Origin of the sequence: Furfurilactobacillus rossiae DSM 15814 (assembly GCF_000428925.1) — a bacterium.
Lineage (GTDB): Bacteria > Bacillota > Bacilli > Lactobacillales > Lactobacillaceae > Furfurilactobacillus > Furfurilactobacillus rossiae.
The window spans coordinates 26,636-46,329 of the sequence record NZ_AUAW01000006.1 but is presented as its reverse complement, the minus strand read 5'-3'; the positions used below and the strand labels follow the sequence as shown (position 1 = coordinate 46,329).

19 protein-coding genes are annotated in these 19,694 nt (G+C 45.0%); 1 reads left to right on the top strand and 18 read right to left on the bottom strand.

What is annotated here, in order from left to right:
- Positions 1-215: 215 nt before the first annotated feature.
- The 4 genes from G400_RS0105090 to G400_RS0105075 all read right to left on the bottom strand — a co-directional run bounded on the left by G400_RS0105090 (position 216) and on the right by G400_RS0105075 (position 2,204).
- Entirely contained in the window at positions 216-911 is a 696-nt protein-coding gene (locus tag G400_RS0105090; protein ID WP_017262826.1) for a 5'-methylthioadenosine/adenosylhomocysteine nucleosidase, read from the bottom strand.
- Positions 912-1,001: 90 nt separating this feature from the next.
- Positions 1,002-1,349 (bottom strand): hypothetical protein, encoded by a 348-nt coding sequence (locus G400_RS14535; protein ID WP_017262825.1) that lies wholly within the window; start codon positions 1,347-1,349, stop codon positions 1,002-1,004.
- Between the two features lie 46 nt (positions 1,350-1,395).
- Positions 1,396-1,962 carry an NUDIX hydrolase gene (locus G400_RS0105080; protein ID WP_017262824.1) on the bottom strand — a complete coding sequence of 189 codons (567 nt, stop codon included), beginning with the start codon at positions 1,960-1,962 and terminating at the stop codon, positions 1,396-1,398.
- Positions 1,959-2,204, bottom strand: coding sequence for a cold-shock protein (locus G400_RS0105075; protein WP_017262823.1), 246 nt, complete (start codon positions 2,202-2,204; stop codon positions 1,959-1,961). Before G400_RS0105075 ends, G400_RS0105080 begins: the two co-directional genes overlap by 4 nt.
- A gap of 398 nt (positions 2,205-2,602) precedes the next feature.
- Between G400_RS0105075 and G400_RS0105070 the strand changes: the two genes are divergently transcribed.
- Positions 2,603-2,842 (top strand): helix-turn-helix domain-containing protein, encoded by a 240-nt coding sequence (locus G400_RS0105070; RefSeq protein ID WP_017262822.1) that lies wholly within the window; start codon positions 2,603-2,605, stop codon positions 2,840-2,842.
- A 75-nt stretch (positions 2,843-2,917) separates the two neighbouring features.
- Here G400_RS0105070 and G400_RS0105065 read toward each other — a convergent pair whose 3' ends face one another.
- The 14 genes from G400_RS0105065 to ftsL form a co-directional block, all read right to left on the bottom strand.
- Positions 2,918-3,202, bottom strand: coding sequence for a bacteriocin immunity protein (locus tag G400_RS0105065; protein WP_017262821.1), 285 nt, complete (start codon positions 3,200-3,202; stop codon positions 2,918-2,920).
- A 325-nt stretch (positions 3,203-3,527) separates the two neighbouring features.
- Positions 3,528-6,317, bottom strand: coding sequence for an isoleucine--tRNA ligase (gene ileS, locus G400_RS0105060; RefSeq protein WP_017262820.1), 2,790 nt, complete (start codon positions 6,315-6,317; stop codon positions 3,528-3,530).
- Positions 6,318-6,681: 364 nt separating this feature from the next.
- Positions 6,682-7,434: a DivIVA domain-containing protein gene (locus tag G400_RS14530; protein WP_017262819.1), complete on the bottom strand. Its 753-nt coding sequence runs from the start codon at positions 7,432-7,434 to the stop codon at positions 6,682-6,684.
- Between the two features lie 67 nt (positions 7,435-7,501).
- Positions 7,502-8,290, bottom strand: coding sequence for a YlmH family RNA-binding protein (locus G400_RS0105050; protein ID WP_017262818.1), 789 nt, complete (start codon positions 8,288-8,290; stop codon positions 7,502-7,504).
- 9 nt (positions 8,291-8,299) lie between these two features.
- On the bottom strand, positions 8,300-8,569 hold the full coding sequence (locus tag G400_RS0105045; RefSeq protein ID WP_017262817.1) for a YggT family protein: 270 nt from the start codon (positions 8,567-8,569) through the stop codon (positions 8,300-8,302).
- Between the two features lie 35 nt (positions 8,570-8,604).
- The gene (locus tag G400_RS0105040; protein WP_017262816.1) at positions 8,605-9,033 is read right to left on the bottom strand and encodes a cell division protein SepF; all 429 of its coding nucleotides are present in this window, start codon (positions 9,031-9,033) and stop codon (positions 8,605-8,607) included.
- A gap of 121 nt (positions 9,034-9,154) precedes the next feature.
- Positions 9,155-10,447 (bottom strand): cell division protein FtsZ, encoded by a 1,293-nt coding sequence (gene ftsZ / locus G400_RS0105035; protein WP_017262815.1) that lies wholly within the window; start codon positions 10,445-10,447, stop codon positions 9,155-9,157.
- A gap of 19 nt (positions 10,448-10,466) precedes the next feature.
- Positions 10,467-11,801, bottom strand: coding sequence for a cell division protein FtsA (ftsA, locus tag G400_RS0105030; RefSeq protein WP_017262814.1), 1,335 nt, complete (start codon positions 11,799-11,801; stop codon positions 10,467-10,469).
- Between the two features lie 234 nt (positions 11,802-12,035).
- A complete protein-coding gene (locus G400_RS14525; protein WP_155817621.1) occupies positions 12,036-12,935 on the bottom strand; it encodes a cell division protein FtsQ/DivIB in 900 nt (299 codons plus the stop codon).
- A gap of 142 nt (positions 12,936-13,077) precedes the next feature.
- Positions 13,078-14,193: an undecaprenyldiphospho-muramoylpentapeptide beta-N-acetylglucosaminyltransferase gene (murG, locus tag G400_RS0105020; RefSeq protein WP_017262812.1), complete on the bottom strand. Its 1,116-nt coding sequence runs from the start codon at positions 14,191-14,193 to the stop codon at positions 13,078-13,080.
- Positions 14,190-15,572, bottom strand: a complete 1,383-nt coding sequence (gene murD / locus G400_RS0105015) for a UDP-N-acetylmuramoyl-L-alanine--D-glutamate ligase (protein ID WP_017262811.1) — start codon at positions 15,570-15,572, stop codon at positions 14,190-14,192. The genes murG and murD overlap by 4 nt, the downstream gene beginning before the upstream one ends.
- Before the next feature lie 136 nt (positions 15,573-15,708).
- Positions 15,709-16,677, bottom strand: coding sequence for a phospho-N-acetylmuramoyl-pentapeptide-transferase (mraY, locus tag G400_RS0105010; RefSeq protein ID WP_017262810.1), 969 nt, complete (start codon positions 16,675-16,677; stop codon positions 15,709-15,711).
- A gap of 402 nt (positions 16,678-17,079) precedes the next feature.
- A complete protein-coding gene (locus G400_RS0105005) occupies positions 17,080-19,245 on the bottom strand; it encodes a penicillin-binding transpeptidase domain-containing protein (protein ID WP_017262809.1) in 2,166 nt (721 codons plus the stop codon).
- Positions 19,245-19,622, bottom strand: a complete 378-nt coding sequence (ftsL, locus tag G400_RS0105000; RefSeq protein WP_017262808.1) for a cell division protein FtsL — start codon at positions 19,620-19,622, stop codon at positions 19,245-19,247. The genes G400_RS0105005 and ftsL overlap by 1 nt, the downstream gene beginning before the upstream one ends.
- Positions 19,623-19,694: the final 72 nt, after the last annotated feature.

The following is a 19,694-nucleotide window of genomic DNA, read 5'->3' as shown; positions in this document are numbered from 1 at the left end:
CCAAAGCTGTCATCCCACAAGCAAAATGCGCTTGCACGCTGCCACCTTTACGTTGTTGCTCGGACCTTCCCGAGCTTCGGCATCACTCTTCTTAAACGTGCACCTGTCACCCAGAAGCCTGCGCATAACCCGAAAGCCATCTCATTCGGAAAACCACCGAATGCTTCGTCTTCCACGTTATTGCTCAGCTTCTCCCAGGGCTTCGGCATCACTCTTTACTTTGCTTCCCGCTCAAAAAAGTTTAATAACATGTTAGCAGAACGTTTGCCGGCCTCGATGATAAATTCATCGAAAGAAACACCAGCGTCACCGTTACCTGTGTCACTCATAGCGCGAATGACCAAGTATGGCACATCGAATTGATGCGCCACTTGTCCAACGGCAGCGCCTTCCATTTCACAACTTACCGCTTCAGGGAAATGTGTTTTGATCTCTTTGATGGTTTCATCACTCGCAACAAACGAATCGCCCGTGACGATTAAGCCACGCTTAACGGCTAAACCAGTAGCATCAGCCGCCTTAATGATTTCATTGGCCCATTTCTCTGAGGCTGTAAACCGAGCTGGCTGTTGTGGCAGTTGCCCATATACATAATCAAACGCCGTTGCATCAACATCCCAGTAAGCTGTTTCATCAGCGATAACGACGTCACCCACCGTTAATCCAGTACCGATACCACCAGCAGAACCACTGTTAATGACCACGTCGACGTCAAAGTTCGTAATGAGCAACGCCGTCGTTAGACCAGCTTCAACCTTACCAATACCTGAGCGGACCAACACGACATTGCTACCATTAATTTGACCGCTGAAAAAATCAACTTTGCCAACCGTGGTCGTTGTTTCATCGCTCAACTGTGCCTTTAATTCCTTGATTTCTTCATCCATGGCACACAAAATTCCAAATTTCATTCATTTTCTCCTTGTTGTTGACGTTGGGACCACACGACCATCACCTTTTCGCCCAACTTCTGAATCCGCAGTCAAGCATCAATCCGCCTTTTAACCCACAAATCTTAAAATGAGATAAACAAGCACGATTAATACAACCAAAACAATGATGGCAATGTTCAAACGATGCGCCAACCGTTTTTGTTTTTGCTCAGGGGTTAGTGGCCCCGTGGCCTGCATTCGACTTGTTGGCTCACCACCAGGCTGAGAGGTTCCACCGCCAAATGATGGATCAACCTCTGGTTCCGACGCTGATGTTCGCCGTTGACGATGCAAACGACTCCGAGTTGGTTCATCTTCGCCTTCACTGTCCGGCTGACTATCATAATCAGTCTGCTGAGCACTTTGTTGACGGTACTGCTCACGCGTCAAATGATCCTTATTCTGATCGTCGTTCATATCTTCATCCCTCGCAAAAATTTCAGCTACTTGTGTTTTGATTACGCTAATCTTTAGGCTTAACCAATCCAGCTTCCAGCAATTGCCAGTAGTACACTGCGGTAATCGTCTTCTGATCTTTTAGTTTGCCATCGTCCAACAACTGCTTGGTCTCTGCCAACGTGTACTCATGTAACACAATGTTTTCATCTGCGTCCTGGGGCAACTTTGTTGTGACGGGTTTTAATCCCGTCACTAAATACAGCGTCATGTACTCGTCCGTGAAACCAGCCGAAGTATAAAAACCGCAAACTTCATGAATTTCACTTGCAGCGTAACGAGTTTCCTCGTTTAGCTCTCTGATTGCAGCAGCCTTAGCATTATCACGGTCACGATCATCCAACTTACCAGCCGGAATTTCTAATGTCGTTTCAGCAACCGGTGCCCGCCATTGTTCTTCAAAAATGGCCTTACCATCCTCGGTGATGGCCAACATGGCGACCGCATCAGCATGGTGAACAACGTCGCGATGAGCCGTCTGTCCGTTTGGCAACATAACCGTTTGATTTTCAACATCGATAATTGCGCCATGGTACTTAGGTGCTACCGCTGTAACTTTCTCTTCGAAATTCATCCTTGGTCTGCCTCCGTCTCTGTTACACGTTTAACTTTCGCTGCCTGAGGTCCGCGAATACCCTCGACAACCACAAATTCAACATGGTCGCCAGGTGTTAATGTTTTATAACCTGACTCCTCAATTGCAGAAAAATGCACAAACACATCAGGGTTGCCCTTCACAGCGATAAAACCAAACCCTTTTTCCTGGTCAAACGTCTTCACGACGCCATGTTCACGACCATCAGTAAATTTTGCCATTATGTTCTTCTTTCCACTTAGACTTGATAATAAGTATATGAAAAATTCAGCATTTTTTCCACCTTCAGCGATATCAGATCACAAACTTAACGTTCAAGCGAAAAACTTTGCAATTTTTTAATACATTTTCTCAAAAAGTGACTTAGAACCCTTTGAAACCCTACTAAAACAGCATTATTAGTTAATTAATACTTGTGAAAAGGTTTTACTTATGTTATACACTGCCCTGTATAAACGCCGACTTAGACCCTTTTTTATTGCAAGTACTTGTCTTACTAAATCATTTATTCGGAAAACCAAGTGACAAAACAAGTTGCGTTTTTACCACACACTTGTATAATTTTCTTGTTTCCATAGATTCACAAGCACATCAACCACAATTATAGGAGGTGGCTAACTTGTTGGGAGTTTTATTAAAAGAACAGCGGCTTGGCAAGCACATGACGTTAAGGCAGTTGGCTGCAACGTTAAACGAACGCTATGGACTTAATTTATCAGCAGGCATGCTGTCTCGTTACGAGAATGGCACTAATGTTTCGACTGGTAACTTATTTTTCATTGCGGACTTTTTTGAAATTGACCTCACCGCATTCGCGAAGTCATTCGTTGAAAACCGCCGCGCTGAAATAGCTGATTAAGTGTTCTTTATAAAAAAATCGATTTCCTTGGAGATGACAACATCTTCAGAGAAATCGATTTTTTTGTTAACCAGACTACCGTTGTGTAGCCAGCAATACGTCAAAACCACGTAACTGCCGAATCAGCTCAACATTTAACCGTTGAACGCTACTTGGTACGTCAAATGCGTGGGTCAACGCATAACGACTTAACAAGCCTTGCAAGTGCCGTAATTCGGTGCCATAATCGCCAGAATTTAAACGCCCTCGTTGTTGTTGCAATAAGTGCGTCAATTCAGGACGATCTGCTACAGTCGGATCATCAAGTGCTGCTTGCATCTTACCCAAAATGACCTGGATGGACTGAATACTTGTCGTCATGGTTTTAACCCCCTTCGTCACTGTGCTATCGAGCTTTTCCCTCAATAACAACCTCAATCACTCTTTTACCGAAGCTATTGTAACACCTTAGTTCAATTTTGCATGGTCAAACGACTTACACAATGTAAGTTATTAATTAGCATAACTGTTTGAATTCGACTCGAGAAATTTTGCCACCAAAAAAGGTTCATTTTAACTTTTAAACTAAAAAGATTTCATTCCAAACAAAATCAGGAATGAAATCTTTTTTATATCAAGAATCATATTTAGAGATAACCAGTCTAATTAACCAATCCTAATCATGCAAAGATCGGTGACGAACAGTTTACTTCTCTAATCCTTCAGCAACTGATTCAGGATATTCAGCACGAACAATCTTTGCACAACGGTCACATAAAGCTGGGTAAGCATCGTCAGAACCAACGTCCTGCTTGATCATCCGGCATCGTTGACAAACATCACCGGCGGCATGGCTTACCACGACCGCAACGTCCTCATATTTGTCAGCTGTTTCCGGTGCTTCTGACAATGGGTGAACCTGAAGTTGAGACACAATAAGCAATTGTGCCACGTTGCTGTGTAAGTGCTCCAGCATCTCAGCATTGTGATCGCTCACATACAAGTCCAGAGCAGCTTCCATTGGACGACCAATCAGCTTAGCGTCACGCGCCTCCTCTAGTGACTTTAGGACGTCGGAACGTAGTGTCATAAAGTCCGCCCAGCGACCGATCAGAGCCTCATTTTGCCATTCAGGTTCGACATTCGGCATTTCTGCTAATTGCGCAAATTCTGGTTTTTCATGCAAGAATGGCCAGATTTCTTCAGCCGTGTGTGGTAATAGTGGTGTCATCAAGGTCGTCATCCGAACCAGCACTTGATAAAGCACTGTTTGCATGCTCCGACGCGTCTTTGAATCGGCTGCATCGATATACAAAATATCCTTGGCAAAGTCAAGGTAGAAGGCTGACAAATCATTGGTTACAAACGATAAGAGCAGTTTGTATAAATCAATGAAGTCGTACTTCTCATAATCTGCGCGCACCTGTTCTACCAGATCGTTCAACCGGCTGAGCAAGTAACGGTCCGCCCCAGCCAAATCAGCGTACGGTACCGTGTTCTTGGCCGGATCAAAGTCAGTTACGTTCGACAACATAAACCTCATTGTGTTCCGTAACTTCCGGTAACTTTCGGAAATTTGCGTAAAGCTTTCCATCGAGACCCGCACATCAGCAGATGAGTCAACGGATGCGACCCACAAACGGAGAATTTCAGCACCCATCTTTTTGATGATTTCGTCAGGTGCAATCGTATTTCCGATCGACTTGCTCATCTTCTTACCGTTCTTATCCAGCGTAAATCCTTGGCTCATAACAGCCTTGTACGGCGCCTTACCAGAAACAGCGACAGACGTGATCAAACTAGAATTGAACCAACCACGATACTGGTCTGATCCCTCAAGGTACAGATCAGCTGGATACGTCAACTCAGGTCGTGCTGCCAGCACAGCTTGGTGACTGGATCCAGAATCAAACCAAACATCCATGATGTCAGTTTCCTTCGTAAACTGGCCATTTGGCGAATGTTCAGATGTAAAGCCATCAGGCAACAATTCTTTAGCATCATGTTCAAACCAGTAATTGGAACCATGTTTGGCAAAAAGATCAGCAACATGGTCAATTGTTTCTGGTGTCATGATTGGCGTGCCATCTTCCGCGTAGAAAATCGGCAGTGGAACACCCCAAGCCCGCTGACGTGAGATAACCCAGTCACCACGATCTTTGATCATGTTATACAGACGACGTTTGCCCCAATCTGGGTAAAATTTCACGTCATCTAAAGCATCCAAAATGTCTTGTCTGAAAGCAGAAACACTCGCAAACCATTGTGGTGTTGCCCGGAAGATAATTGGTTTCTTTGTCCGCCAATCGAATGGGTAACTATGCGTATATGGCATGTACTTAAGTAACAGGTTCTTTTCCTTCAGTTTGTCCAAACTGATTTGATTAGCGTCCTCGTAGAAGACACCTTCAAAACCAGGTGCATCGGCAGTCATCTTCCCTTGACCATCAACTGGTGAAAAGACAGGCAAGCCGTACTTAGTGCCGACATTGAAGTCATCTTCCCCAAATCCAGGTGCCGTGTGGACCAATCCAGTCCCAGCATCCAGCGTGACAAAGTTACCGTTCATGACCAGTAAATCACGATCGTAATAAGGGTGATGAGCAGTCATCTTCTCAAGTTGAGCACCCTTTAAGGTTTGCAACGTCTTAACGTCTTCCCAACCAAGCGTCTCAGAAACTGAACTGAGCAATTGTTCGGCAACAACAAACTTGCGAGTTTCGCCCTTGGGCTGCACAACAGCATAATCAAACCCGGCATCAACCGTAATCCCCTCGGAAGCTGGAATAGTCCATGGCGTGGTTGTCCATACAACGAAGTAAGTGTTGTCATCTAATAAACCGTGCCCATCCTTCACTTGTTCAGCAAAGAATGCCGATGGCGATTCAACGTCTTTATAATCAACTTCGGCCTCAGCTAAAGCAGATTCTGAGGACCATGACCAGTACACTGGTTTCTGGACACGGAAGATGTAGCCCTTCTTCACGAACTCAGCGAAGACACGGACTTGGGCGGCTTCATATTCAGGCTGTAAGGTAATGTATGGGTGATCCCAATCACCAGCCACACCTAAACGTTTGAAACCATTTCGTTGTTTGTCAATTTCTTTAAGCACAAATTTGCGACAAAGCTCACGAAATTCGGCAGTTGACATTGACTTACGGTCGACACCTTGGTTAGTCAGTGCCTGTTCTGTTGGCAAACCATGTGTATCCCAACCGGGAACGTATGGTGCGCGGTAACCACTCATCGACTTGTAGCGAACAATAAAGTCTTTGCTGATTTTATTCATCGCATGGCCGATATGAATGTCACCATTGGCATATGGCGGGCCATCGTGGAGTACAAACGTTGGTTTCCCTTCATTTAATTTTTGACGTTGCTCATACACTTTATTTTCAGCCCAAACGGCCTGACGCTGAGCTTCCGTAACGGGTAAATTGCCCCGCATTGGAAAACCTGTTTTATTCAGGTTCAAGGTCTCTTTAATGCGCATTTAATCGTCCTCCTTAATTTAAAATCATGGTTAATATTGTGCACCACCAGGATGACATCAAATAAAAAACTCGTCCTGTATATAATCAGGACGAGTTTATCGTGGTACCACCTAAGTTTGAGTTTAGCTATAGCCATTGAAAAGTCAATCATCAAAAAAACACAATGATGGCGTTAACAATTAGCCAAACTCCTTGTTTCCGGATAGCGGACGGCGCCGGTTGTTCTTACTACCAATGACGGCGTTCAGAACAGCATTACCTAAAATGATAACTTAAACGACGGTGCCGGCTAAACTCTCACCATAATGTCAGCTCGCTGTTCGGACGCCGATTAAGCATTGTTTTTAGTGTTCAAATGAATACTTATTTAATTGAGTCATCTGATGCAGACGTAGATTCGGCGTCACGAGTTACTGATTGCGCCTCACTTGCGTTACTGCCAGTGCCACTGTTTTCAGGGAAGATCACAACCGTTTGTGGTTGATCAGCAGTTACCGGCGAATTATCGCTGGTTGGTGCTGGTGATGTTTGACCAACAGTTGCTGGCGATGATGCCAAGTGTGACGGACGCGTCTTCGAAATAGCATCCTGTAATTCAGGATAACTTTCTAATCCAGTTGGCTGCAATAATTCATTCCAGTTGTCCGAATGAACAAGATCCAATTGTGATTGCAACATAGCGGCCAAACGTGATTGGAACGTCTTCGTTTCTTCACGTAAAGCGTTGCTTTCGTTGTTCAAACGAGCAGCGTTGTTAGCTGCATCAGACGTAATTTGACCAGCCTTAGCTTGAGCTTCAGCCACAACGGCCTGAGCCTGTTGTTGAGCCTCACGAGAAACACTGTTGGCTTGAGTGTTAGCTTCCTGTTTAACTTTGTCGGCAGCCTCTTGCGCAACCAAAATTGATTGATTCAATGAGTTCTTCATTTCATCGTACTGACTCAAATTATGGTTGGCTTTATCAAGTTGATCCTGCAAGTCTTTATTTTGGTTCAAAACTTGTTGATAACTGGCGATAACTTCATCTAAGAAATCATCGACCTCCTGAGCGGCGTAACCATTACGCCCCTTACGTGTAAACTCTTTATTGTGAATATCCATTGGACTTAATGCCATAGTGACTTCCTCCATCCGAAACGAAATCCGTAATTAACTTACGTTTTCATACACTCCTAAGCATAAATTAACTACGCACGACTGACAAGTCGATTTTTATTTTATCTTTACGAGTTTTACCATTTACGGCATCTAACCGTACCCGACCAAAGTGACGAACTGAAATCATGTCGCCAGCCCCAAGCGCTGCATCGGGATGTTGGTTTGTCATCCAATTTAACCGCACATCACCATTTTCAATAATGCTTTTAACACGGTTACGTGACAAATTGAAGCCCTCAGCGACGACTGCATCGAGTCGCAACGAAGCAACCAGACCAGACGCCTGCTCCCAATCAATCTTGGGTAAAACCACATCGGTCAATGCCCGCTCGCTGAGGTGAACCTTGATCTTACCGATGTGGTCAACTTGAAGCTTAAAAAACGAAGCCATATTTTCAGCAACAAATACCTGCCAGATACCATTATCAGAAACAATATCGCCGAAAATCGTTGAATCAATACCCAAATTGGCAAGTGTGCCTAAAATTTGTGAATGATGCAACTCTGCGAACTTAGTTGGATAAACGATTTCAAATAATTGTAACTCAAAATCGGTCGTCTGTGGCACATAATAATCAGGATAAACGAGCGCCCGCTGTTGCTCTGCCAATGAGTACCCACCATTAAAGTGAACCCGAACGCCATCCTGACCATTAACCAACGTCTGCAAAATATAAATTTGACGTGGATTTAGAAAACCAGTTAAATACGGTCGATACTGACTAACCGCAGTCGCAATCCACGTCTCTGCCTCTGTAATGAACGGCGCTTCTTCAGGTCGGAAATGTTGATTAATATTCTCCTGAACATCCATAGTCTACTCCTAAAGGCTCGTAACCGTCGACAATACCCCAAACAATCCGTATTGTACTAAACCCAGCACGATAATTGCGACGACCGGTGCAAAACTTAAACCAAAGATTGGGGGAATGAAATCAAAAAGTCGTAGATAAGGTTCACAGATTCTTGCTAAAAACTGCCCAAATGATGTCGCATAGGCTCCGGGAAACCACGATAACAACACATAAACAATAATCGCAAATGTGTATAACTCAAAACCCCAGTTAAGGATGGTAAATAAAAAACTAATCACTTACGTTTCTCCATTCGCGGCGATTCCATTGTGACTTACTTAAAAGCCGAAGCATCCTGATCAAATCGAGAACTCAGATCACCAGAAACTTCGAAATTATTGGGCGTGCATAGAAAAATAGTATCGCCAACCCGCTTTATTTCTCCACTAATGGCAAACACTGTTCCCGTCAAAAAATCAACGATTCGCTTGCTGGACTGATCATCTAACTTATCAAAGTTAATGATTACCGCCTGATTTTCTAATAATTGTTGCGCAATTCCCTTCACGTCAGAATAAATCCGGGGTTCAAACAACGCAATATGATTGGTTGACGCACTTCGACCACTCATATCCACAACCTTAGCTGGTCGACGACCATTGACAGAAGACGGTGAACTCACTGTCTTATCGGCCGTTTGCTGTTGTGTCGGTTGATTATCAAGTTCATCAGTACCAAAGAAATTACTAAAGCTAAATGCCATGTTCATCCCCTCTAACAATAAAGTCACTCAATGCATGAGTGACCTGAAGTTACCATTAAATTAACGATTTTTACAGCAGACCGCAAGTGTTTTGACTTGAACTTTACCTAAATAGCAAGGTTTAGTCTTTATTACGATTCCGACGACGGCGTAAGAATGGTGGTAAATCTAACCCATCATCTTCGCTTTGATCCTCGCTGCTGCTACTTTCTGAACTCGCAGCAGAAGTATTGAAAACGTCAAAATCTGGTTTTTCAACACCGGCAAACTCACTGCTGTCAGCCTGTTGACTAACCGGACGGTTGTTTGTCGTTGGTTGCTGACGGATATCCCAGTTACCAAACGGATCGTTGTTAACGGGTGCCGCTTCACTCGGCGCTGCTGAACCAGCAGAACCAGCCGGCGTACTATCGAATGGCGTACGACCAGCCTTGTTTTCTTGACGTGTACCCGCCTTTTTATGATCAATACCAGTTGCGATAACAGTGACTCGCACTTCATCGCCCAAGTTTTCATCAATTGACGTCCCAAAAATAATGTTAACGTCAGTGGTTGCAGCCTGTGCCACGATGTCTGAAGCTGTTTGCGCTTCAAACAAGGATAAGTCAGGACCACCGGTGATGTTAAGCAAGACTTGTTGAGCACCATCAATAGCAACTTCCAGAAGTGGTGATGAAATGGCCGCTTTAGTAGCATCGGCAGTCCGGTTTTCACCAGAAGCTGAGCCAATGCCCATCAGTGCTGTCCCTTGATCCTGCATCACTGTCTTAACATCGGCAAAGTCCAAGTTAACGTAACCAGGTGATGTGATCAGGTCTGAAATACCTTGAACACCTTGACGAAGCACGTTATCAGCCTCTTTAAAGGCATCCATCATCGGCGTCTTCTTATCAACCATTTCCAACAATCTGTTGTTGGCGATGATGATCAGCGTATCAACGTTTTCCTTTAAATTGGCAATTCCTTCGGCAGCAAAACGGCCACGACGAGGTCCTTCAAAGGTAAATGGCCGGGTCACAACACCAACCGTTAAAGCGCCCTGTTCTTTAGCAATCCGGGCAACGACAGGCGCAGCACCATTCCCAGTGCCACCGCCCATACCAGCGGTGACAAAGATCATGTCAGCGCCAGCAAGTGCTTCTGCTAAGGCATCTTCACTTTCTTCGGCAGCCTTTTGGCCAACCTCTGGATTAGAACCGGCACCCAACCCACGAGTGAGTTTTGGTCCTAATTGAATTTTCGTTGCGGCATTACTTGCGTTCAATGCCTGTAAGTCAGTGTTGGCCACGATAAAGTCAACACCGGCCACTTCTTCATCGATCATTCGGTTGACGGCATTACTACCCCCGCCACCAACACCGATGACCTTAATTTTTGCGCCAATTGGTTGGCTCTGGTCCACTGCGTTTTCCATTTATGGTTCCTCCAAATACTTAATCAAAGAAGTTGCGGATAAAATCGCCAACACGGTTCGTGCGAGATTTCTTTTCCTTTGGCACCTTAGGTTTTGCTGACGGTTGTTGACTTGCTTCATTAGCAACCTGCTGACGTTGTGTGCGTCCATCGGCTACTGGTGCCTGACTTGTCTGGGCCACAAATTCGCCCATCAACGCATCTTTCACCAGACGGCGAGTTTCTGACTGACGACCACTATACGTAATCAAGGATAAAGCAGTCGCATTTTGTGGATGCCGCAATCCCATTTGTTCAGGGACGTAAATCCGTACGTTAACACCCAAAATGTCTTCAGCCAGTTCAACGATCCCAGGCAAGGCAGCAACGCCACCCGTCAAGACCACACCACCTGGTAATTCTAACGCGGAAACCTCATCTAATGAAGCCCGAATTGTTTCAAAAATTTGTTGTAACCGAGCTTCGATAATTTCCGCTAAATACTCTTCACTAACCTGAACAGGCTTATTTTGACCAACAACCGTCACCGGAAACTGGTTTTTATCACTAGCATCCTCTGTGTTGGCAAAACCATAATCCCGTTTAATCTTTTCAGCATCTGCCAGTGAGGTGTTTAACACGACTGAAATATCCTTGGTGATATAGTTACCACCTTCTTGATCAACTGTCGTGTATTTTAACTTGTGATCATGAATAACCGCAGCAGTGGTTTGACCACCACCTAGATCAATAATCACTGTACCGAAGTCTTGTTCGCCATCGTTCAACACAGTTTGGCCCAAAGCAACGGGCGTAACTGTGACATCTGCAACATGTAAACCAGCTTGCTCAACAGCCTTTTTGGCATTGTGAACAATCGTCTTGGGACCAGTATACATAGTGCCGTGCATTTCCAAACGAACACCCATCATCCCACGAGGATCCTGAATGTCATCGAATCCATCGACCACAAACTCATCTGCTGTAATTGAAATTATCTCACGTTCAGGTGGTAAACTTTGTAAAAGCGCCGCATTCGTCACGTTCTGAACATCGCGATCTGTAATTTCACGAGTTTGGTTGCCTTCTGAAACAGCCACCATACCACTTGCCGGTTCGATTTTGAGTTGATTAGCCGGAATGCCTAAAATCACAGAGTCAATGTGAACGTTAGCCTTTTGTTCAGCTTGCTCAATCGCTGCGTGAATCGCACCTGCAGCCTGGTCAATATCAACAATCACGCCACGGCTGAGACCACGTGACGGTTGCGTGCCAGCGCCAATTACATTCATTTCACCATTATTGCTTTCTGCAACAATGACTTTAATCGCGGTGGTTCCAATGTCTAGCCCAACGAAAATTTCCGCATTATCCATCCTACCGGAACCTCCCATTTACTTTTTTTGTTTCATGAAATTTAGTCCATTTTAAGTTTCATATTTTTGCAGTTACATGGCGAATCACAGCGTTTTCGCTCCGACACCAATTAATTAAAAGTTTACCATACTTAGACGCTCTTTCGCACCCGGATTTAAAAAAACGCCGCATAAGAACGGCGTTTTAAACAATTTTTTCTATTCTGGCCAAATCCTGACTAAATTGTCGTCAATTTAGTGCGAACTTTGTTGATTGACAGCACTGCTAGCTGCATTGCCAGTCGTTGTTGCCACACTGCCGGCAGCAGTGTTTTGTGAGCTCAAGTTGTTACTGTCACTGCTTGAAACAGCGTTATCATCAAATCCAAATGGATAAGAATAAGCACCAACTTCGAGATTAATGATTCCCTTACCGTTCATCTGAGCAACAATCTCCGGATAGTATTTCATTTTTGAACCAAACGTCGCGGCCGTCGCATAAACCTCATTGCCATCATTCATGAACATATGAAGGCGTTCGGGATTACTCTTCGTCGGCGACAGATCAATTTGTGAAATACCACGTTTAATGTCACTACTTAATCCAGCATACTGTTTGATCACAGTTGCAAACGTATCGTCGTGACTAAAGCCACTGTACACAGGATAACCAGCTACTGGCCGGGATAAGGCAGTCGATAAGATCCTTCCATTTTCAATGACAACGTAATACTTTCCTTTACGTAGCAAATAGCCTGCTTGGCGATACTCTTCGACGTTCAACTTAACGCTGCGGAAACCATCACGAGAAATGGTTAAGTGATGAATCATATCGTTGTTCGCCTTAGCTGTGTTAAAAATCTTCTGTTGATGTCCCCAAACAGTCCACAATGGCTGGCCCACCTGTAAACCGCTCGCACGGACGATTTGTGTACCTGTCAAATTGCGGGTTGCTGGCGCACTAATTTTGCTAAGTGAAAACAACGGTGAACCAATAATCGCCAGAATCACAATCACGGTCATAAACCCACCAGTCATCACATTACGCCGGTGACGATTCTGCGCATCCGGACGTGGCGGTTTAGGCAACGACTTTTTAATCGGTTTCAGTACTTTTTTAGAGCCTTTACCACCCTTTTGAGGATCTCCCTTCACGACACTAATTGTTCGTTTTCTCTTGCGCCAGTGAAACCACCGGTGGCGGGGCGGTCGTTTGTTCAATTCAACACGGTTAGCGATGTCCGCCACCTCCTTTACTGTTCAGTCCGCAATTTTAGGTAAATGGACAATTACCTGATTACTTTTGGTGTGTCAATTTGATGACTGCTGCCAATAATTGATCAGCAGCATCAGGAACTCCCATCTTTTTAGCGGCAACCGCCATCTGCTGGCGTTTATCATCGTCTTTCATCAACTGATCCACGACACTCATTAAGTGATCGACCGTCAAACTATCCTCGGTAATCATTTCAGCCGCGCCAACATTGACCAAGCTACGGGCGTTCTTGGTTTGATGATCATTAGTAACGTAAGGACTCGGAATTAAAATCGAGGGAATCCCTAACGCCGTGATTTCGGCCAGACTGGTGGCTCCAGCCCGCCCAACGATGGCGGCCACACGTGGCAACACCTCTGGCATGTTGCTGATGTAGGGCTTCACAACAACATTGGCTGCTGGTGTGATGTCATCTTTCTTCATCTGAGCAACAACATCGTCGTAACGCTTTTGACCCGTCACAAAGACAACTTGATAGTGTCGATCATTAAATTTAGGAATTGCTTGTTCGCTCACTGCATTGATCTTTAATGCGCCCTGGCTACCGCCAAAAATAAGCAATGTCGGCACAGTATTCTGCAGGCCATAACTATCCCATTGGAAGTCACTGTGCATTTGAGCAACTTGCTGTGCCCGCGGATTACCCGTAAAAATCACTTTTTTACCAGGAAATTGACTTCGAGCATCTTCAAACGCAATGGCAATTTGATCAACGAAATGTGACAAGAACTTGTTTGTCACACCGACCACTGAATTTTGCTCATGAATTAGCGTTGGAATATGCATACGACTAGCCGCATACAAAACTGCAGAGCTCACGTAGCCACCGGTGCCGACCACAACGTCCGGTTGAAAATCCTTGATGATTTTTCTTGCGTCACGAACACCACGCAAAAACAAATTTACTGTTTCAATGTTGGTCGTCAGTCCGTGCCAATTCAGTTTGCGAGAAAAACCTTGTAGTTTAATTGTTTCAAACGGAATCCCGCGGGCAGGAACAATTTTGCTTTCCAATCCGCGGTGCGTGCCAACGTAACAAACCTTCGCCGTTGGATCCTTGGCGACTAAGTCATCAATAAGTGCCAATGCCGGATAAATGTGACCACCGGTACCACCGCCAGATACCATTAACCTCATGCCTGTTGCTCCTTTTCTCCACTAAGTTGTTCGACTGCCTTGATGAATTTATCACCTCGTACTTCAAAACTAGGAAATTGATCCCAGGAAGCATTGGCTGGTGACAGTAACACAACATCCCCCGGTTGACTCAACTTATAAGCTTCAGGAACTGCTGCAACCGCATCCTCTGCAAAGTGAATTTCCGTAATGCCAGCTTTTTTAGCTGCATCAGCTAGCAGGTCCTTTGTTTGACCAAACAACACAACGGCTTTAACGTGTGCTTTCAGATCATCGACTAACCGATCAAACGTAAAGCCACGGTCCAAACCACCAGCCATCAACACAACGGGCTGTTTAAAACCGCGTAAGGCCATTTGAGTCGCTTCAATGTCAGTTGCTTTAGAATCGTTGTAGAATTTACGGTCATTGTACGTTAATACATATTGCAGACGGTGCCGCACACCATTGAAGTGACTTAGTGTGGTGGCAATCGCTGCGTTACTTTGACCAGCCACTTTGGCAGCGGCTAAGGCAGCTAAAGCATTTTCAACATTTTGAATTCCGGGTACGTTAATTTGGTCAACTGGTAAGATAGCTTCATCCCGCCACATTAATTGACCATCTGCAACGTAAGCATCCGCACCAGTTGCGCCCTTTCGGGAAACCTTAATGATCTGTGCCTTGGATTGCTTTGCCAGTTCATGTTGTTCAGGCAAATCCCAATTCATCACCAAAAAGTCATCGGCCGTTTGGTTCATCGTGATCCGCATTTTTGCAGCTACATAGGCTTCACGGCTACCATGCCAATCAATGTGTGCTGTGTACATGTTAGTGATCACAGCAATATGTGGGTGCAACGTTTTAATGCCCGTTAACATGAAACTGGATAATTCAGTCACCATCACATCATCCTTGGTCAAGGTCTGGACAACTTGGCTGGCCGGCACACCAATATTGCCGGCAAATTTGGCCTTTCCCACAGGACGATCCTGATTCAACATTTCGGTAATCATTGTGGTAACGGTCGTTTTGCCGTTAGTTCCAGTCACGCCAATAAGTTCTGCATCATTAACTTGGGCAGCTAATTCTACCTCTGTGATGATTGGAATGTTGCGCGATTGAGCAGCTTGAATCAGTGGATTTGAATAAGGAATTCCTGGATTTTTAACAATCAGACTAAAGTCTTCGTCCAGCAATGAAACCGGATTACTCCCCGTGACTACTTTGATGCCATCACTAACCAATTCCTTAGCATCCGGGTTTTCATCAAACGGTTTAGCATCATTAGCTGTGACAAACGCACCTAGTTTTTTAAGTAACCGGGCCGCGTTCACCCCGCTCTTAGCTAATCCTAAAACCAATACCTTCTGATTCTCATACGTTGTTACTTGCTTCACACTGATCGCCCTTTTCTCTTCTATATTAGTTTAACCATACCACGATGCCGATCATGACGGGATACTCCTTAACATGATCGGCGTAAAAACTTATATGTACTGCGGAGGTTCCCGCATTTAAATAGCAAAACGATATTTACCACATTGCCCAGACACCAGTTGCGGCAAACACGGCGCCAATTGCCCAGAAAGTAAGATCGATCCGCCATTCACCCCATCCGTCCAATTCAAACTGGTGATGAATTGGCGTCATCTTAAACAACCGTTTGCCATGAGTAATGTGGAAATAGCTCACCTGAATCATGACTGTTGCTGTTTCGATGACGAACACGCCACCGACCCATAACAAGGATAATTCGTGGTGAAGTAGCAATGACACTGCGGCCAACGCGCCACCAAGTGCCAACGACCCCATGTCACCCATGAAAATCTTGGCAGGTTTATGATTCCAAATTAGGAAAGCGGCCAACGCACCAACCACCGTCAAACAGAAAACCATTACGCCATATTGACGCTGATGTTGGGCGATAATGCCATAAGCTAAGAAAGCAATAATTGACAGTCCCGTTGCCAAACCATCCAAGCCATCCGTTAAGTTGACAGCGTTTGAAAAGCCAATCAGCCAAATGATGGCAAACAAGACATAGCCGACCCCTAAAGGCACATCACCAATAAATGGGACGCGAAGACTCATTGAGAATCCTTCATAAGAGAACACAATGATGAAAACAATGGCCCCAACGATCTGACCAAGCATTTTTTGCCAAGCCTTTAATCCGTCATTTTGACGATTAAACACCTTAATAGAATCATCCCACATCCCTAGTAATCCGTAGAATACTAGCGTAAATAGAAGAATTCCTGCACTACCATTCAACACGTGTTTCCAGATACCAACAATTAATGTTGCCACAACACTGGCAGTAATAAACATCAAACCGCCCATTGTCGGCGTGCCGTTTTTCTTTTCATGCCAACTCAAGCCTTTTTCCCAAATCGTTTGGCCCTCGCCGTGTGCTCTGAAATAACGAATCAAAAACGGTAGAAAAATTGCGGTCACTGCAAACGCAATGATTAACGACCAAAGCCAAATACGAACTTGCATAACTCTACTTACCCCTTTAATTGTGCGGTTGTTAGGACAATCCGCTTTTAAATACACTGCCGAAATTAAGGCCTTTACGTTGTTGCTCGGACCTTCCCGAGCTTCGGCATCACTCTTCTTAAACGTGCACCTGTCGCTCAAGGCCCTGTGCACAACCCAAAGCTGTCACCCCACAAGCAAAATGCGCTTGCACGCTGCCACCTTTACGTTGTTGCTCGGACCTTCCCGAGCTTCGGCATCACTCTTTCTAAACGTGCACCTGTCGCTCAAGGCCCTGTGCACAACCCAAAGCTGTCACCCCACAAGCAAAATGCGCTTGCACGCTGCCACCTTTACGTTGTTGCTCGGACCTTCCCGAGCTTCGGCATCACTCTTTTATTTTACACGAAAACAATTGCGGTGTTACTTAAATTTCACAGTCACACCGGTTCCTTCCTGGATGGTGCGACCAGCCGGCAAACTTTGACTTGTCACATACCCACTACCAGAAGTTTGCACAGACAATCCCGTTAGCTTGGCAAACTCAAGGACATCGCCCATTGACCAGCCTTTCATATCTGCCATCGTCAAATTGTCACCAGCGCGGAGAAAAATCCGCTGATTGGTCAGCGTCTTTTTGCCCTCAGAAGGCGACTGTGCAGTGACCTTGCTACCATCACCAATTACTACCGGTGTCAGTGAAAGATCACTAACTTGCTGTTTAGCATCATCAACACTCGTGCCCACTAACTTCGGCACCTTAGTACTAGTTGCTTTGCCGGGTAATGCCGTGTCCTTATCCATTGCCAAAGCTTCTGTCATGACGGGACTAAAGACATCATTTTCCCATTGTGTAATCAGCTTGTCCGGCACTTTCTTAGGCTGATTAACGGTTACGTACATCAAGTAACGTGGATTCTTCGCAGGAACCATTCCCATCACAGAGTTCAAAGTTGAATCCATTCCGTCCATGTATTGGCCATTGTCACCAACCACTTGAGCCGTCCCAGTCTTGGCCGCTACTTTGTAACCAGCAATCTTGAAGTCTTTCCCCATTCCGTAGGATTTGTACACGTAGTCTGTCATGTGTTGACGCACCTTTTTGGCCGTCTCGGCACTAATTGGATTGCCAACAACCTGCCGTTTGCCACGATAAACGACCTTTCCGGTATTGGGATCAACAATTTTGTTTATATAGTACGGCTTCAACATCTTCCCATTATTGGCAACTGCGGTATACGCCTGCATGAGTTGCATTGGTGTCACGGTAATCCCCTGACCAAACGCTGTGTTTGCCTGCTCGATTGGTTGCGTGAATTGCATGGCACCGTGAGCTTCGTTTGGCAAACCACTGTTCGTTGATTTTAAGAAGCCAAAATTCTGAATGTACTTTTTCCAAGTGCTGGCTCCCATTTGTTGTTCCAAATGTGCCATCGCCACGTTACTGGAAAGATCGAATCCCTTGGAATAAGTGATTGTGCCCCAACCGGCTGGGTTCCAGTCAGGGACCACGGCGTTACCAATCTTATATCGGCCAGATTGATAGGTGTCACTGCCCTTAAAGTTACCAGAGTCAATTGACGCTGCTAAGGACATACTTTTCATGGTCGAACCGGGTTCATAAGGATCTGAAACCAGCAAGTCATTCCACTGGTCGCCCAGGCCTTGCATCGTCGACGCGTTAAACGTTGGCCGCTGAGTAGCCGCCAAAATTTTTCCAGTCTTGGTGTCAATCATCATGGCAACCATGTTTTTAGGCTGCAACTTGCTGTACAAAATTTGCATTTGATTTTCTAACAGATTCTGCAGATCAGGATTCAGTGTCGTATAAACATTGTCACCATTCTTCACACTGCGCTTATTCCGCTGTGAATTGGGCAAGGTATAACCTAACGAATCGTGCTTAATCTGCTTAACACCATTTTCACCAGACAATTGCCGGTTCAACTGCTGTTCAATCCCCATTTTACCAATCAATGAACTGGCCCCGTTGGCCAAAGTGGTCGGCTGTGCGTAACCAATCATATGACTGGCAAAAATTCCATTAGGATATAACCGTGCACTTTGTGTCGTGAAGGCAATCCCATTTAGATTAGCTTTCTGAATCGCTTGCTTAGTTGCCACAGACAAATCCTTACCGGCCGATCCAAACTCTACCTGGAAGGTGTTTTTATTGCTGGGGTTTAGAATTTTTAAAATCTCGCTCGAGCTCATGTTGAGCGTTTTGCTAAGTACCTTAGCCACTTTATCTTTGTCTGTTACATAAAGCGGTTTGCCCGTAGTTGAGACCTGATGTTTGTTTAGCACGGCATACACCGTGTACGTATTGGTGTCCATTGCAATTGGATTGCCGTCAGCGTCATAAATGGTCCCCCGCTTAGCGTGGATCGTTTGCTGTTCGGTGTAGAGTGCCTGCGCTTGTTTGGACAAACTCACATGCTGCACATGTTTGCCAACTGCAATATAAACAAAACGAACGCCCAGCAGGATAAACACCGCAAGAATTGCAACAAGCAATACGTTACCGAAGTGACGTCTGTTTGAACGGGTGTTATCTGGACTGGACATTCGTTTGGAATCTTTATTCATTATTTACTGACATTCCTTATGTTTTGGCTGGTTAAGGTCAATCCATTTTTCTGTGCCACTGCGTCCAACCGAGAACGGCTCGACAGCTCGCTAATTTCTTGAGTCGCGGAAGCATTGGCGTTATTGACCTTTGTCAATTGTGTTTGTGTCGTTTGCAAATTACGCTGTGCATTCGTAATCTCGATTTGAGAATGAATGATGTTCACGGCGAAACATACAACAACAATACCACAAATTATACTCAATAGAATCTCGAATCCTGAAATTGGGAGCCGTTTCTGATGAACGGCTGGTTGTTCGACCGATTGGGGCTGACGGAGCGGTTTGGCAACACTAGGCTGCTCATATGGTTGTGATTGTGCTAAATTCTGTGCCATGTTAATCAACTTCCTTAACTATGTAAGTCTGGACGACAGACGATTTTTTAATGTAATGACAAACGACTAATT